Source organism: Marinobacter adhaerens HP15, assembly GCF_000166295.1.
GTDB lineage: Bacteria > Pseudomonadota > Gammaproteobacteria > Pseudomonadales > Oleiphilaceae > Marinobacter > Marinobacter adhaerens.
This window is the reverse complement of record NC_017506.1, coordinates 1,032,363-1,047,933: the sequence shown is the minus strand read 5'-3', so window position 1 is coordinate 1,047,933 and position 15,571 is coordinate 1,032,363. Positions and strand designations below refer to the sequence as shown.

The following is a 15,571-nucleotide window of genomic DNA, read 5'->3' as shown; positions in this document are numbered from 1 at the left end:
ATCGCCCCATGGACGACGTTGCCGCCCAGTTTCTCGCTGGAAACCAGACCACCCTGAATCTCGCCGTTGCTCTTCTGCTTGGCGCCATCATCGGCCTCGAGCGGGGCTGGGACGCCCGGGAACAGAAATCCGGCGAGCGAATTGCCGGTATCCGCACCTTTGCTCTGGTGGGCCTGCTTGGCGGTATTTCCGCGTTACTGGCCCGGGAAATCACGGAGTGGGCATTTCCCGTGCTCCTGGTCAGTGTGGTGGCCATGGCCATCGTGGCTTACAGCGAGCGGCTGGAGCATATCCGCAACTTCAGTATTACAGGCATGGTTGGCATGGTTCTGACCTTCTGTTTCGGGGCAGTGGCGGTGGCTGTGGACCCGGTTATCGCCACAGCAGCCGCTGTTGTGACCGCTATCATCCTGGACAACAAGCAGGAAATTCATGGGTGGGTGAACAAACTGAAGGAACATGAACTGGATGCCGCCCTGAAACTGCTGCTGATTTCCGTGGTCATGCTGCCGTTATTGCCGAACGAAAAGATGGGCCCTGGCGGCGTTCTCAACCCCAGGGAAATCTGGTGGATGGTGGTGATGATCGCCTCCATTTCCTTTGTCGGCTATTTCGCCATACGGGTCGCCGGCACCCGCAAAGGCATCCTGTTTACCAGTCTGTTCGCCGGGTTGAGCTCGTCCACTGCCCTCACCCTGCACTTTGCCCGCCAGGCCTCGAAAACTCCGCAGCTCAACGCCCAGTTCGCCACCGGTATCCTGATTGCGTGCGGCACTATGTTCCCCCGCATCCTGGTTTATTGCCTGGTGATCAATCCCGATCTGTTGCCCAGTCTGATCTGGCCCGTGCTTGTGATGACCGCCCTGCTCTACGGGCCCGCGCTCGTTATCTGGCGGAAAAATGATCGAGAGCTCCAGGTAAGCCAACCAACCCTCAACCAGAACCCGCTGGATCTAAGCTCGGCCCTGGTTTTTGGCGCGTTGCTTACAGCCATCCTGCTGATGGGCGAGTTCCTCGGCAACTGGCTGGGTGATGCGGGCATCTATTTCCTGGCAGCCACCTCGGGTATCGCGGATGTGGACGCAATTACCCTCTCCCTGACCCGCATGTCCAACAACAGCCTGGCCATGGGAACAGCAGTCATCGGCATTGTGATCGCCGCTGCCACCAACAACCTCGTGAAATCGGCGCTGGCCGGGTTTGTCGGCAATCGCCAGATCGGGCTGCTGGTCGGGGGGCCGATGGTGCTTTCTCTGGCAGCCGGGCTTCTGGTCGCCTGGCTGCAGTAATCCCTTACCTGGCCCGACGGAACGTCAGATTGTAACGATACCCGCCTGTTAGCGGGTGCTCCCCCGCTTTGAGGGTCAGCACGCCGTGATAACGCATCCGGGCCGGGCCGCCCCAGACCACAACGTCACCATGGGCAAGTGGCACGCGGATGGGGCGTTCGCTGCGTTTGAGACCACCAAACTGGAACACCATCGGCAGGCCCAGAGAAACCGACACGATGGGCTGCGTGAAGTCCTGCTCGTCCTTGTCCTGATGCAGCCCCATTTTTGCCCCGGGCTGGTATCGGTTGATCAGACAGGCGTCCGGTTCAAATCCCTCAAAACCAGCGGTTTCGGCGGCGCTTCTGGCCAGTTCCCGGAAAGCCGCAGGCATGGCGGGCCAAGGCCGGCCGGATTCCGGATCCTCCGCCTGATACCGGTAACCCCGTCTATCGGTAACCCAGCCAAGATCCCCGCAGCAGCTCATGGCCGCAGACATGGCATGGCCACCGGGGGTCTTCATGTGTCTGAACGGCGCTTCTGAGGTAACCGTTTCAATGTCGGCCATGAGTGATTCGGCGTTCGGGAGCGCGAACTGCCGCAGCACCACCGCGCCATCCACCAGAGGCTCGACTGTCTGTTCCGGTGGCTGTTCGCCAAACAGGTCCTGAGTCATAACTACCGATTCCCCCTGAATAAACGGAAAAAGTGCCAGGCAGCGACTAGTCTTTTACTAAACAGGTCTTCTCCGCCGTCTTACGCCAATCCACACCGGTAAGGATCATTCATGCATCGAAAACGCCAGGCTGCCCAGATTTCCCTGGCCCTTCTGATTGCATCAGCCATTACGCTCGGTATGCTGGTTCTTACCATTGTGCTGATCGGTCAGAGTTTCCGGGGCATGGAGGCAGCCAAAGTGTCCGCGGCTGGCGCCACCGCCCGCCAACTGGCTATCAGTGTTGACGACCGGATACAGGCCATCACCGCGCCACCATCCACTGCCCTTGCGGTGCTCAGCCACGACAGCCTCGCAGGCGCCAATACGCTGCCCCGGCGCCTTGACCGGCTGCCGGTTCTGGCCGACATACTTACCAGCAGCGACATTGTCAGCGCCGTTTATGCCGGTTACCAGAACGGAGACTTTGTTCTCCTGCGCAAGGTTCGCAGTTCCGGAATACTGCAGTTTCCTGATGCCCCCGAAGAAACCCGTTTTCTGCTGCAGACGATTACCCACGGGGGCAATCAAACACCGGGTCAATGGTATTTCTTCAATGCCGACATGCAAGTGATTGAAGAACGCCCGGTACCGGAATACAACTACGATCCGCGTACCCGGCCCTGGTTCAATGCTGCCCAGGCATCGGATGCCACGGAGCTTTCCGCGCCCTACGCGTTCTTTACCACCCGGGAAACCGGCATCACGCTGTCCCGTCGGGCATCGGAAGAAACCGGGGAGCAGGGTACGATTTTCGGCATTGATGTGACCGTGACCGACCTGAGCACCCAGTTGGCAGAACTCCGCCAGACACCGAACACCCGGATAGCCATTGTTAACCGGGATCGGGAAGTGCTGGCCGATTCGGGCGATGCAAAAGAGCCCGGACCGGCAATTTCCAAAGCTCTGGATCGGGTCGGGGATCGCAAGGAGGGCAGCCCTGTCACAAGCTTCAGCGTTGACGGAAAAGACTGGTATGCAATGACCGAGCCCCTCGGTGCACTGGAACAGGAGGGGCTGACCATCGCCGTGGCAATACCCTCGGACGAACTGCTGGCCGAGGTCTGGGCGGCATTGGCCAGACAAACGGTTATCGCCGGACTCATTGCTATTGTGTTGCTGGTGATCGGATGGTTCCTCGGGCGGCAGGTAGGTCGCCCACTGGAGCACCTGACCGATCAGGTGAGCCGGTTGTCGCGGTTCCGCTTCGACACGCCGGTCAAATCTGACTCGAACATCCGGGAAGCCCGCCAACTGAGTGTTGCGCTGGATGACATGGCGAAAACCATCCGCAGTTTCCAGAGCATCGCCACCGTGCTGAACCGGGGCCAGGATCTGAACCATCTGCTTCGGGACATCCTCGAACAGATTATCCACATAGTCGGACAGGAGCGCGGCGGTATTTACCTGTTCACGAGCCAGAAGAACCAGCTTTCTCTTGCTGTCAAACAGGATCTGCAACTGCCGGACACCATCTCGAATGTGCAAGCGAATCAAGATGACAACGACATCATCCGTTTGCTTCGGCAGCACATCCCGGGGCACCCGGTGTTCGCCGTTCTTCGCAACCGTCGGAAACAGCTGATCGGCGTCCTGGCGATCGAGATGGAGGTGGGCGACCACACCCAGTTGAGTGACGATCTGATCGTCTTCGTGGATGAAATTGCCGGTTCCGCCGCCGTGGCCATCGAAACACGGGAACTTATCGAAAGCCAGCAAGCACTTCTCGAAGGCATCATCCGGCTGGTGGCCAATGCCATTGACGCAAAATCCCCCTATACCGGCGGCCACTGCGAGCGGGTACCCAAGCTCGCCCAGATGCTGGTAGATGAGGCCATCGCCAGCAACGACCAGGCCTTCGATTCGTTCACCATGACTGAAGAGCAGCTGCAGGAATTCCATATCGCGGCCTGGCTTCATGACTGTGGCAAGATCACCAGCCCGGAGTATGTGGTCGACAAGGCGGTCAAGCTGGAGACCATTCATAACCGCATCCACGAGATCCGCACCCGATTCGAAGTGCTGCACCGGGATGCCGAAATCCGCTTTCTCAAACGGAGACTCGCTGGCGACGACGAGGCGCCCGCCGACGAGGAACGCCAGGCTACCCAGGCCCGATTGCAGGAGGAATTCGATTTTATAGCAACGGCCAACCAGGGCGGTGAGTTCATGGCCGACGAAAGTATCGAGAAGATCCGCAGCATTGGCGAGCAAACCTGGGTGCGGCATTTCAGCGACCGCCTCGGCCTGTCTCCGGACGAGAAAAATGCCCTTGAGGGTTGTCCGGAACGGCCACTGCCCTGCACCGAAACGCTGCTTGCCGACAAACCGGAACACCTCCGGCCCTGGGGAGAGCATATTCCCCCGGTCAGAAAGGAAGACCCGAGAAACCGCTGGGGGTTCGATATGGAATTGCCGGAGTTCGCCTATAACCGTGGCGAGCTACACAACCTAACCGTGGCCAAAGGGACGCTGACCGACGAGGAGCGCTTCAAGATCAATGAACACATCGTGCAAACCATCTGCATGCTCGACGCCCTGCCACTGCCAGACCGGCTGGCCAATGTTCCGAGACTGGCCGGCACCCATCACGAACGCATGGACGGCCAGGGCTATCCCTGCGGCCTGACGGCGGCCGAGATGGGAATCCCCGAGAAGGTCATGGCGGTAGCGGATGTGTTCGAGGCATTGACGGCTGTCGACCGCCCCTACAAGCAAGGCAAAACCCTCACAGAATCCCTCACCATCATGGGTCGGATGGTTGAAGAAGAACACATTGATCGCGCGGTATTCGAGCTGTTCATCCGGTCAGGGACCTATAAGCGCTATGCCCGTCAGCACCTGCAGCCCGGGCAGATCGATCACGTCGATGAAAGCCTGTTCATGAAGCCGGGCTGAAAAACACGTATATTCTATGGGCTGATTCATTCCTGTTAAGGACTTATTAATGCTGTTTGCAATCATAATTGGCGGTCTGATTGGCTACGCCTTTGGCAAATTCCCGGGCTTTCTCATAGGTGCGGCGATTGGCGCCTTTCTCTTGAACCTTCTCAAGCGCCGCCTGATTGGCAAGCTCCAGAGCATTCAGTCCGGTTTTATTGAATCGGTTTTTGCGGTGATGGGTGCCCTGTGCAAGGTAGACGGCGTGGTATCCAGGGATGAAATCCAGATGGCCGAAGCCATGTTCGTTCGCTTCCGCCTGAATGAAGAACAGAAAGCCAAAGCCAAAACCGCCTTCAACCGTGGTAAAGAGCCGGATTTCGACCTGGATGCCGAACTTAACCGGTTCCTCCAGGCCAGCGGACGCCAACCCGCGTTTCTCCAGATGTTCCTGCAGGTTCAGGTATCAGCCGTAGCTGCGGACGGCAAGGTGCACCCGGCCGAACACGAAATGCTGGTAAAAATCGCCCGTGGGCTGGGGTTACCGGAGAGCCAGGTGGACCAGCTCGAAGCCATGCTCCGTGGGGCCCACACCAACCGGGCCGGTGCTGGCCAGCCCTCCTCCGCTGATCAGATCAGCGATGCCTACAAGGTTCTTGGGGTATCGCCTTCCGCCAGTGATGATGAGCTCAAGAAGGCCTACCGTAAGCTGATGAGTGAGAACCACCCGGATAAACTTGCGGGCCGGGGATTGCCCGAGAGCATGCGGGAGATGGCAGAGGAACGCACCCGCGAAATCAGTCATGCCTACGATGTGATCAAGGAAGCCCGGAAAAAATCTGCGTAAGGCCCTCTGCCGTCACCGGGTCAGAACCAGCGCGGTACCCGCACGCGATAACGCTCGTAGTCCTCGCCAAATTTATCCGCCAGCGCCTTCTCCTCCTCCCGGGCCTGGCGGGTGATCACCAGTACACCGGCCACCAGGCATACCAGGGAAAACACACTGGGCAAGGCCAGGAAAAAACCGAGTTGCCCAGCCATCACAGCCAGGAACAGGGGATTACGGGAACGGCCAAATGGCCCGCCTGTGAGCAGTTTGCGCTCATCCTTCCGAGGATCGATACCAGAGCGCCAGTCCTCATGCATGTAGGCCTGCAGATAGTTCACCGTAGTAAATGAGCCAATCAGGAGGAGCATACCAACCAGCAAAATCGGCCATACATAGAGCGGGCCGAACACGCCCAGCCAGGGGTCGATATCCGCAAAAATCCGCACCACGCAGACGCCGAGAATGAACGCCCGAAACACATTGAAGGTTTGCCGGTGCCACCAGGGCGCACTCCCTCGCTCACCATAGTTAATGTGCGAAAAGCGCATTCTCTGATACAGCCCGAGGCTTCGGCCAGCAAACTGCAGACCGATCATCAGAAAGAAAATGCCGAGAAAGTGGCGTACGAGGGGTTCAATAAATTCCATCAGGATCGCTTACAACGTTTTCAGGCCGACAGCTTATTATTTGAAGAGGTCTGTGAAAAGGCCCTGTGCTAGCCGCCGACCACTCACCCTACCTAAAATGACATGTCATCACGTTTTCAAATGCAGTAGAGTCGTGGAATCACTTTCAAGGAGAGTCTGGCCATGAGCGCCCCGCAGTCCTGCCACAGTTTCAGAAACGACGCGATAGGTTGCGATGACGCCACTGCCCTTGCCGAACGGGTCCGCCGCCGGGAAATATCGGTCACCGAACTCACTCAAACCGCTATCGCTCGCGCACAGGCGGTCGAACCGCTCCTTCACGGTCTGGCCTCGGCGAATTACGACCAGGCGATCCGGACTGCTTCAAAGCTTGATGCCGCCGACCAGACCGGTTCCTTTCCCCTGTTCCGCGGTGTTCCAACACTTATCAAAGACAACACCAACGTGTCGGGCATGACCACGCGGCACGGCTCCCTGGCCGTGCCCAGCGTTCCTGCATCCGATACCAGTCCATTTGCCCGCCAGTTGCTTGCCCAGGGTTTTCTGTGCCTAGGTAAAAGCACCCTCCCGGAATTCGGATTCAACGCCACAACCGAGCCAGCACACGCGCCGGCAACCTGTAACCCGTGGAACCTGGCCTATTCCTCTGGAGCCTCCTCAGGCGGTTCAGCGGCCCTGGTGGCGGCCGGCGTGGTACCCATTGCCCACGCGAATGACGGCGGAGGCTCCATACGGATTCCGGCCGCCTGCTGCGGCCTGGTCGGCCTTAAGCCCACACGAGGACGATTGATAGACAACGAAGCGGCGGCCTCCCTGCCGATCAACATTATCAGCGAGGGCGTGGTGACGCGCTCGGTACGGGATACCGCTAATTTTTTCGAGCAGGCCGAGACCTATTTCCGCAATCCCGGCCTGCCGGCCATTGGAAAAATGGAGGGCCCCTCCGGTCGTCCTTTGAGAATCGGACTGGTGCTGGATTCAATCAATGGTCACAAAACCGATGACATCACCCGACGGACTGTCGAAGAAACGGCGCTCAGGCTGGAAAAAATGGGCCACCGCATTGAGCCAGTGCCCGTTCCGGTGCACAGCACCTTCCCTGATGACTTTGCCCTGTACTGGGCACTGCTTGCCTTCGGCATCAGGGCCAACGGCAGGAAACTGCTTCACCCGGCCTTCGACAAACACAAAACGGACGGCCTGACCAACGGCCTCGACAGGATGTTCCGGCGACAGTTCTGGCGCCTGCCAACTGCTCTCTGGCGGCTCAAGCGTTCCTGGCACGACTATGCACATGCCATGGCCGGATTTGATGCCGTGCTCACGCCGGTACTCGGCCACACCACACCCGCCCTTGGCCATCTGAGCCCCGCTGTGCCTTTTGACACCCTGTTCGAACGGCTGCGCGAGTATGTGAGCTTCACCCCTCTGGCAAACGCCACGGGCGCACCGGCAATCTCACTGCCCATGGGCCACACGCCCGATCAACTGCCCGTGTCCGTTCAGTTTATGGGGCGGCACGGAGGCGAACGCACGTTGCTGGATATCGCCTTCACTCTGGAAGCCAACCATCCCTGGCCGCTGCTTTGCGATTTCAACCGGAACAATCTTGGCAGTAGGGAACAAAACACCAGGGACTCACTGGCCAATCCCGTTTGAAGTTGGACACTTATAAAAACAGCTGCCATATTCTTTAAAGAACTTAGACGTAACCTGATCAAGTATCCAAACCGAGAGCCAAGGCCGTTCGTAATTCTAAGAAGGACAATTTATTGAGCCCGGCCATGCGTGACAGTGAAGTCCTCGTGACCCACCACAAGGCACTGATGGAGCTGAGCCACAATACCAGCTTTATCGAGATGCCCCGCCCCCGGAAGCTGGCAGCCCTCATGGAGCTGTGCACCCGGCTATTGGGCGTGAAACGGGCGAGTGTCTGGCTTTTCCCTCCGGAACGGGACCGGATCACCTGCGAGTGGCTTCACGACAAAGAGCTGCCCGGCCGCAATAGCTGCATCGCGCAGAATGGCTCAGAGTTCAACCTGTTTCGCTCAGACCACCCTGACTACTTCCGCGCCATCACCGAAGAACGAGTCATTGCCGTGGAGGACGCCCGCAATGATATCCGTACCCGTTCCTTCGACCGCGATTATCTGTCCGTGCAGAACATTCATTCCATGTTAGACGCGCCGATTTTCGACGGCGAACAACTCAGCGGGGTTGTCTGCCTGGAATCAAGTGTGCGCCGTGACTGGTCGGTCCCGGACATTTCTCTGTCAGCTGCCATTGCAGACACCATAAGCCTGATGAACACTCACGAGGCATGGCTGAGATCCAAGCGGGCGCTGGAATACGTCAGTCGCTACGATTCTCTAACCGGACTTGCCAACATAGATTCACTGCGTGACCGGCTGAACCACCTGGTGCGCAAGATCAAAGGCCGGGGCACCGGCAGTCTTGCACTGCTCTGGATTGACGTTGACCGCCTGAAAACCATCAACGATGGCCTTGGCCCTCAGGCGGGGGATCAGGTCATCGCCGATATCGGACAGCGCCTGAAAGAAATCCAGTTGGCGGGTAAGGACTTTCTGGCGCGCATTGGAGGGGATGAATTTGCCCTGGTTATTCGCAACTACACCCAGCCGAGCTTTCTGGACGAGGTGATCCGGGAGATCCACAGCCGTATTCGCCAGTCGATCCGGGTGTCCGATCAGGATCTGAATGTCAGTGCCAGTGTGGGCATCTGTCACTTCCCGGGCGATTGCCACGAGTCAGAAGAACTGCTCAGAGGTGCAGAGGCTGCGATGTACCACGCGAAGCGGCAGGGCGGGGACCGTTCGACCCTGTTCGATTCGGAAATCCAGATGACAGCCCGCTCCCGGTTTGCGCTCGAGAGCGAGCTGCGGGAAACACTCAGAACCAGCGGCCTCGATGTCTTCTACCAGCCAATCATGGACCGCACGGGAACACAGCTGGAAAGCGCCGAGGCCCTGGTTCGCTGGCAGCACCCGCAACGTGGCTGGCTGTCACCGATTGAATTTCTGGACGTGGCGCGCAGCGCCGGCCTGATGTATGAGCTGGGCGCCTGTGTGCTGAAAAACGTCTGCGCCCATTGGCGTGAGGCAAAAGACCGGAATACGCCATTACCAACGATATCCGTCAACCTGTCGGCAGAGCAGATATTGGTCCCAGAGTTGCCAGAGCTGGTAAAAGAGATCTGCGGCAACCAGGGCATGCCGGTCAGTGCCCTGCAGTTTGAGGTGACCGAAGACTCCATCCAGGGTGATTTCAGTGTCATCGGTCGGGTTCTGGAACAGCTGGTACACGCCGGCGCCGAGCTCGCTATCGACGACTTTGGCACCGGGTACTCATCGCTGTCCCGGCTCAAAAGCCTGCCCTTCTCCCGCATCAAGATCGACCGCTCGTTCATCAACAACCTTCCGGATGACGAAAACGATTGCGCTATCACCCTGTCGATCATTGGCCTGGCCAGGGGGCTTGGCCTTTCTGTCGTTGCAGAAGGTGTGGAGAGCGAAGCCCATGAAAGCTGGCTGTTCGAGAAAGGCTGCGACTACCTTCAGGGCTACCGTTACAGTAAACCGCTTCCCTACCCAGAGTTTATCAAGCGCTACTTTTCCGAGTGATCCCGTACGTCAAATCCCGGGAAAAGCGATAACACCTCCAGAAAGCTCGCCTCAGGCGCGGCGCTAATGGTCAGTGGTTTACCCGAAACCGGGTGCTGGAATGCCATCCGGGTTGCGGCCAGCATCAACCGCCCCTGGCCGAATCGCTCTGCAAAATAGCGGTTGTGGCGGCCCCGACCGTGATTGGCATCGCCAATGATCGGGTGGTTGATGTGTTTCATATGCCTGCGCAACTGGTGCTTTCGGCCGGTTTTCGGGTTCAGTTCAACAACGGCGTAGCGACTGCTCGGATATTTCTCGATCTCCACTGGTATCTCGGTCGTCGTCAGCGTGCGGTAATAAGTGAGAGCGTCCCGCACCGGCTGCTCTTCCCCTTTCAGCCGTCGATCCTCCGGTTCCTCTCGCAAGGGATGATCAATCTCCCCGTGTTCCGGCGGCCAGCCACGCACCATCGCCAGATAGGTTTTCGTCACCTCACCGGCCATCAGCGCCATACCCAGCGTGCGGGCAGTGTCGCTGTCCCTGGCAAACACCAGGACGCCGGAGGTTGGACGGTCCAGGCGGTGCACCGGGTAAACGTGCTGCCCACCATTCAGCGCCCGGGCATATTGCAGGGCAAACTCGGTTTCGTGTTTGTCGATAGGGCTCCGGTGAACCAACAGCCCGGCTGGTTTGTGGACAGCCAGAAGGTGTTCGTCCCGGTAAAGAACGGTTAGTGGGTTGCTCATAATGTAGATGTCATAAAAGCTTCATATTCAAGTCGGCCAATTGCATTCAAGAGCCCGCTTCTCTAGCCGATACCAAAGTAGATAACCTAATCAACTAACGCTACGTATACACTAGCGACACACCCTTACCATCGATAGCTCCCAGGAATAGCTGATGAACTGGTACTCGAAAAGCATTCTTAACCGGGTTCTTCTCGTCGTTTTAACGGCGAACCTTATCGTCGCTGCGGTGGCGGTGGTTTACCTGAATTTCTCTCTGAAAGTCAAAGATGACTTTAACAGTCTTGTCAGCACCAGAATGGTTAACGCCCTGGAAGCCCAGGACGTGCTGTCTGACTTCAAGACCCAGGTCCAGGAGTGGAAGAACGTCCTGATCCGCGGAGCCGACCCGGAACAACTGGACAAATACTGGGGCCGATTTCAGCAGCGCGAAGCATCAATACAGAGCCAGCTTGATGACCTGATTCCCCGAATTCAGGAGCCACAGGCAAAGTCACTGATGTCCGACTTCAAACAGGCACACCAGACGATGGGGCGTGCCTATCGTGAGGGATTCGAGGCGTTCACACGCTCAGGCTTTGATCCGAACGCAGGCGATGCCGCGGTACAGGGGATCGACCGTGAACCTGCCAGACTGATTGTAGATGCCGCAACCGCAGTCCGTGAAGATAGCCTTGACCGGGCCCGAACCCTGAACACCGTTGTCACCGAGCGTAGCTGGCTGGTGGCGGGTCTTCTGATCGCCGCCATCATTCTGGGTACCATCGCGCTGATAATGATCCTGTTGTCAGGTGTGGTCCGGCCCGCACAGAAGCTCACCTCGCAGATCTCCCGACTGGGCGACGGTGATCTTTCGGATCCTGTAACCATGCAGCGGGCTGACGAATTGGGGCAATTGGCCGACGCCGCCCGAAGCCTGCACCGCTTCCTCAGCGATACCGGAAGCCAACTGAGCGAGAACGCCAGGCAACTGAACGATACCGGCGAGTTGATCCGCCAGAACGCCGACAGTGTCGTCAGCCAGTCTGACCTGGCCCACCAGCGCATCGAGCAGATTGCGACAGCCATGAACGAAATGTCTGCCACCGCGGAAGATGTGGCCAGTCATGCTGCCTCGGTAGCCACCGAAGTGAGCCAGACATCCGACGAGACGGCTACAGCGGATTCGCAGATCAACAAGGCGGTAGACAGCATGCGGCGTCTGACCGACCAGATCCGGAACTCGGCCGAAACCGTCAACCAACTCGCCAATGATGGTAAAAAGGTCGGCGACGTTATGCAGGTTATCCGGGAAATTGCAGACCAGACCAACCTGCTGGCCCTGAACGCCGCCATTGAGGCGGCCCGGGCCGGCGACGCAGGTCGCGGATTCGCGGTCGTTGCCGATGAAGTCCGGAACCTGGCTGCCAAGACCCAGGAAGCCACCGTGGAAATCGACCAGATCATCGGCGCCATCAGTGGGGCTTCGCGGGACGCCACCGAGTTCATGCAGGCCTCAGGCGTTGTAGCCCAGGAAAGCAGCGAGGCCGTTGAAGCCGTACGCGCCACCCTGGCCGAAATCAACCGGCGCATGGGCAGCATCAACGACGCAACAACCCAGGTCGCTACAGCGGCCGAAGAACAGACCAGTGTCTGTGAAGACATCAACCGCAATGTCACGGATGTGGCCGAAACCTCCGAAGCCATGCACCAGGCTGCTGAAAACAACCTGCGCACGGTACCTGAACTGGAAGCCATGGCTGCCCGGGCCCAGGAACTGGCGGGCCGGATCAAGCATTAAGTAGTTCGGAATCGGCTGGTCAGTCTCCCGAAAGCCTGACCGGCCCGGTTACCCAGCACCAGCAATGCAGGTGTGAGCAACAGCGTCAGCACCGTAGCAAACGCCAATCCCCCCGCGATGGCACTGGACAGCTGGGTCCACCACTGGGTTGATGGCGCACCAAGGCCCAGGGAGGGCGTCAGCAGGTCCACATTGACGCCGAGGACCATGGGCATCAATCCCAGCACAGTGGTGATGGCCGTCAGCAGCACCGGCCTCAGGCGAAGGCAACCGGTTTCCAGGGCGGCCTCGTAGGCCTCAACCCCGTCCTTGCGCATCTGGTTGTAGGTATCAATCAGAATGATGTTGTTGTTTACCACGATGCCTGCCAGGGCAATCGTACCCATGCCCACCATCACAATGCCGAACGACTGACCGTTTACCAGAAGGCCAAGCAGCACCCCGGCGGTGGAGAGCACAATCGCCGAGAGAATCAGGAAGGTCTGGTACAACGAATTGAACTGGGTCACCAGTATCAACAGCATGAGACCGATGGCTACCAGGAAGGCCGTCGCAAGGAAGTTGGATGCCTGCTGCTGATCCTCGTTCTCGCCGGCAAACTTCACCGAAATTCCCTCTGGCGGTTCCGGCATCTCGGCCTGCAGGGCCCGCAGCAGCTCATCCACGCGGCGACCCTGAGCCAGATCGGATTTGATGGTTACCGTGCGCTGGCCGTCCACCCGGACAATACTGTTGGTTTTGTCGCCCGGACGAAGATCGACGAATTCAGAGAGCGGCACCTGGCCCCGGGAGGTATGAATGGTCTGGCGCTGCAGATGATCCAGCTCCCTCCAGTTGTTCGGCACGCGCACCACGATGTCCACTTCATCCCGCACGTCTTCCGGGCGATAGGTGGCCAGTTTCAACCCGTTGGTCACCAAGCGCACGGCACTGCCGATACCCAGCACATCGGTACCGAAGCGAGCGGCGGCTTCCCGGTCAACCTGCAGCCGCCACTCAATCCCCGGAAGGCTGCGGTCGTCTTCGATGTCCACGAACCCACCGAGCTCACGCATGCGGTCTTTGATTTCGTCCACGTAGCCATTGAGACTGTTCGCTTCGCGGCTGCTCACCTGCAGCTCGATCGGCTTGCCTTCGGCAGGCCCACCTTCCTGTTTGCGAAATTCCAGCTCAACGCCCGCGATATCGGAGGTCATGTCGCGGAAATCGTCGAGAATCGCACTGGCGGGTCGCCGGGTGAACCAGTCGGTAAACTGGAATTGCAGAACGCCGATGACATCTGGCGCCAGTTGCGAGCTGGTCTGTACCATTGAGCGGGCGTACAGGGCCTTCACCTCGGGCATGCCACGCAACCGCTGCTCCACTTCACGCACAATGGCATCCCGCTCCCACACTGAGAGATCACCCCTCGCCCTCACCTGAACCTGGGCGGAATCCGGCTCAACACTGGGGAAGAACTCGACCCCATGGTTAAAGCGGGCATACGCGGCGTAGATCACGGCGATCACGCACAGCACACCAATCAACGTCAGCCCCGGTGAACGAAGTAGCAGTCCCAGTACCCGTCGATAACCCTCCATCAGGCGCCCCGACGAATTCCCCTGCCGCGCCCGGCGCCCGCCGCTGGTGCTGCCCAGGACGGGCAGGAACACCAGCGCCATGGCCAGGGAAGCAATCAGGCAGATGATCACCGTGAGTGGCAGGAACTTCATAAACTCCCCCACCACGCCCGGCCAGAACAGCAACGGCACGAACACCGCCAACGTGGTTGCCGTAGAGGCAATAATGGGCCAGGCCATACGGCTGGCTGCCTCGGCCCAGGCATGCTTGACCGTCTGCCCTTCCGACAGGTTCCGGTCCGCCAGCTCCGAGACCACGATGGCGCCATCCACCAGCATGCCCGCTACCAGAATCAGGCTGAACAGCACCACGATATTGAGCGTGAGCCCCATGCTCCAGATCACCAGGATCCCGGTCAGGAACGCCCCCGGAATGGTCAGCCCGACCATCACCGCAGAACGCGGTCCCATGGCGGCGATCACCACAATCAGAACGAGCACGATGGCGGTAAGCACGTTGTTCAGCAGATCACTGAGGATATCGCGCACCTCTTCGGACTGATCCATGATGTAGCGGATTTCCAGCGAGTCCGGCAACTGAGGCCTGGCCTCATCGATCAATTCGCGAACCTGGGCAATGGTCTCGATAATGTTGGCGCCCGAACGCTTGGACACCTCCAGCACCAGCGCCGGCTCGCCATTGATGCGGGCAAAACCGGTCGGATCCTTGAAGGTGCGCTGGAGCATGGCCACGTCGCCAAACGTAACGACCGTGTCGCCATCCACCTTCACCGGCATGGACATCACATCTTCGATGGTCTCGATCACGCCGGGCACTTTCAGGGCCATGCGGCCGTTGCCGGTATCGAGGGAGCCTGCAGCGACCAGCTGGTTGTTGCGGGTTACGAGGGACGCCAACTGGTCAAAATCGATGCCGTAGCTCTCCAGAACCTGGGGATCGACCACGATTTCCAGCAGGTCTTCCCGATCGCCGCCAATCTCCACCTCAAGCACTTCCGGAATGGACTCAATGGCATCCTGGAACCGGCGGGCGATGGTGATCAGCTCGCGCTCCGACAGTGGCCCGGACAGACCGACGGATAACACCGGGAACAGGGACACGTTGATTTCGTTCACCCTCGGCTCATCTGCTTCCTGAGGCAGCTTGGTGCGAGCGGTATCCACTTTCTCGCGAACGTCCTGCAGCGCTTTGTCCGGATCAAATCCGGCATCGAACTCCAGCATCACCGAGGCATGCCCTTCAGAGGCCGTACCCCGCATTTCCTTGATGCCTTCCAGGGAACGCAATTCCTGCTCCATGGGACGGACAAGGAGGCGCTCGGCGTCCTCCGGGCTGATTCCGTCCAGGGTCATGGAGACATAGATCATCGGAATGGTGACGTCGGGGTTGGCTTCCTTGGGGATGGTCTGAAACGCGGCAATCCCCCCGAGAATCAGGAACAGCAGCGTCAGCAAGGTGGTCCGGCTGCGGTCGATGGCGGCAAAGATCAGTGCGCGCATGCG

General features: G+C 58.9%; 10 protein-coding genes. 6 read left to right on the top strand and 4 right to left on the bottom strand.

Going from position 1 to position 15,571, the window contains the following annotated elements:
* Positions 1–8 precede the first annotated feature (8 nt).
* Entirely contained in the window at positions 9–1,289 is a 1,281-nt protein-coding gene (locus HP15_RS05125; protein ID WP_014576505.1) for an MgtC/SapB family protein, read from the top strand.
* A 4-nt stretch (positions 1,290–1,293) separates the two neighbouring features.
* Here HP15_RS05125 and alkB read toward each other — a convergent pair whose 3' ends face one another.
* Positions 1,294–1,944, bottom strand: a complete 651-nt coding sequence (gene alkB / locus HP15_RS05120; RefSeq protein ID WP_014576504.1) for a DNA oxidative demethylase AlkB — start codon at positions 1,942–1,944, stop codon at positions 1,294–1,296.
* Between the two features lie 111 nt (positions 1,945–2,055).
* Here alkB and HP15_RS05115 point away from each other — a divergent pair, with 111 nt between their 5' ends.
* Positions 2,056–4,881: an HD domain-containing phosphohydrolase gene (locus HP15_RS05115; RefSeq protein WP_014576503.1), complete on the top strand. Its 2,826-nt coding sequence runs from the start codon at positions 2,056–2,058 to the stop codon at positions 4,879–4,881.
* Between the two features lie 49 nt (positions 4,882–4,930).
* Positions 4,931–5,710 (top strand): co-chaperone DjlA, encoded by a 780-nt coding sequence (djlA, locus tag HP15_RS05110; protein ID WP_014576502.1) that lies wholly within the window; start codon positions 4,931–4,933, stop codon positions 5,708–5,710.
* 20 nt (positions 5,711–5,730) lie between these two features.
* Here the strand turns inward: djlA and HP15_RS05105 are convergent, their stop codons facing one another.
* A complete protein-coding gene (locus HP15_RS05105) occupies positions 5,731–6,339 on the bottom strand; it encodes a methyltransferase family protein (RefSeq protein ID WP_041645084.1) in 609 nt (202 codons plus the stop codon).
* A 162-nt stretch (positions 6,340–6,501) separates the two neighbouring features.
* On the opposite strand from HP15_RS05105, the gene HP15_RS05100 reads away from it, so the two are divergent.
* Positions 6,502–7,998, top strand: a complete 1,497-nt coding sequence (locus tag HP15_RS05100; protein ID WP_014576499.1) for an amidase — start codon at positions 6,502–6,504, stop codon at positions 7,996–7,998.
* Between the two features lie 125 nt (positions 7,999–8,123).
* Positions 8,124–9,980 carry a putative bifunctional diguanylate cyclase/phosphodiesterase gene (locus HP15_RS05095; protein ID WP_014576498.1) on the top strand — a complete coding sequence of 619 codons (1,857 nt, stop codon included), beginning with the start codon at positions 8,124–8,126 and terminating at the stop codon, positions 9,978–9,980.
* On the opposite strand, the gene HP15_RS05090 is transcribed toward HP15_RS05095, so the two are convergent.
* The gene (locus tag HP15_RS05090; RefSeq protein ID WP_014576497.1) at positions 9,965–10,708 is read right to left on the bottom strand and encodes a pseudouridine synthase; all 744 of its coding nucleotides are present in this window, start codon (positions 10,706–10,708) and stop codon (positions 9,965–9,967) included. The two genes, HP15_RS05095 and HP15_RS05090, sit on opposite strands and share 16 nt — an antisense overlap.
* Before the next feature lie 154 nt (positions 10,709–10,862).
* On the opposite strand from HP15_RS05090, the gene HP15_RS05085 reads away from it, so the two are divergent.
* Complete coding sequence (locus tag HP15_RS05085; protein WP_014576496.1) at positions 10,863–12,488, top strand: methyl-accepting chemotaxis protein; 1,626 nt, start codon at positions 10,863–10,865, stop codon at positions 12,486–12,488.
* On the opposite strand, the gene HP15_RS05080 is transcribed toward HP15_RS05085, so the two are convergent.
* The gene (locus HP15_RS05080) at positions 12,485–15,568 is read right to left on the bottom strand and encodes an efflux RND transporter permease subunit (RefSeq protein ID WP_014576495.1); all 3,084 of its coding nucleotides are present in this window, start codon (positions 15,566–15,568) and stop codon (positions 12,485–12,487) included. The genes HP15_RS05085 and HP15_RS05080 overlap by 4 nt on opposite strands.
* Positions 15,569–15,571 lie beyond the last annotated feature (3 nt).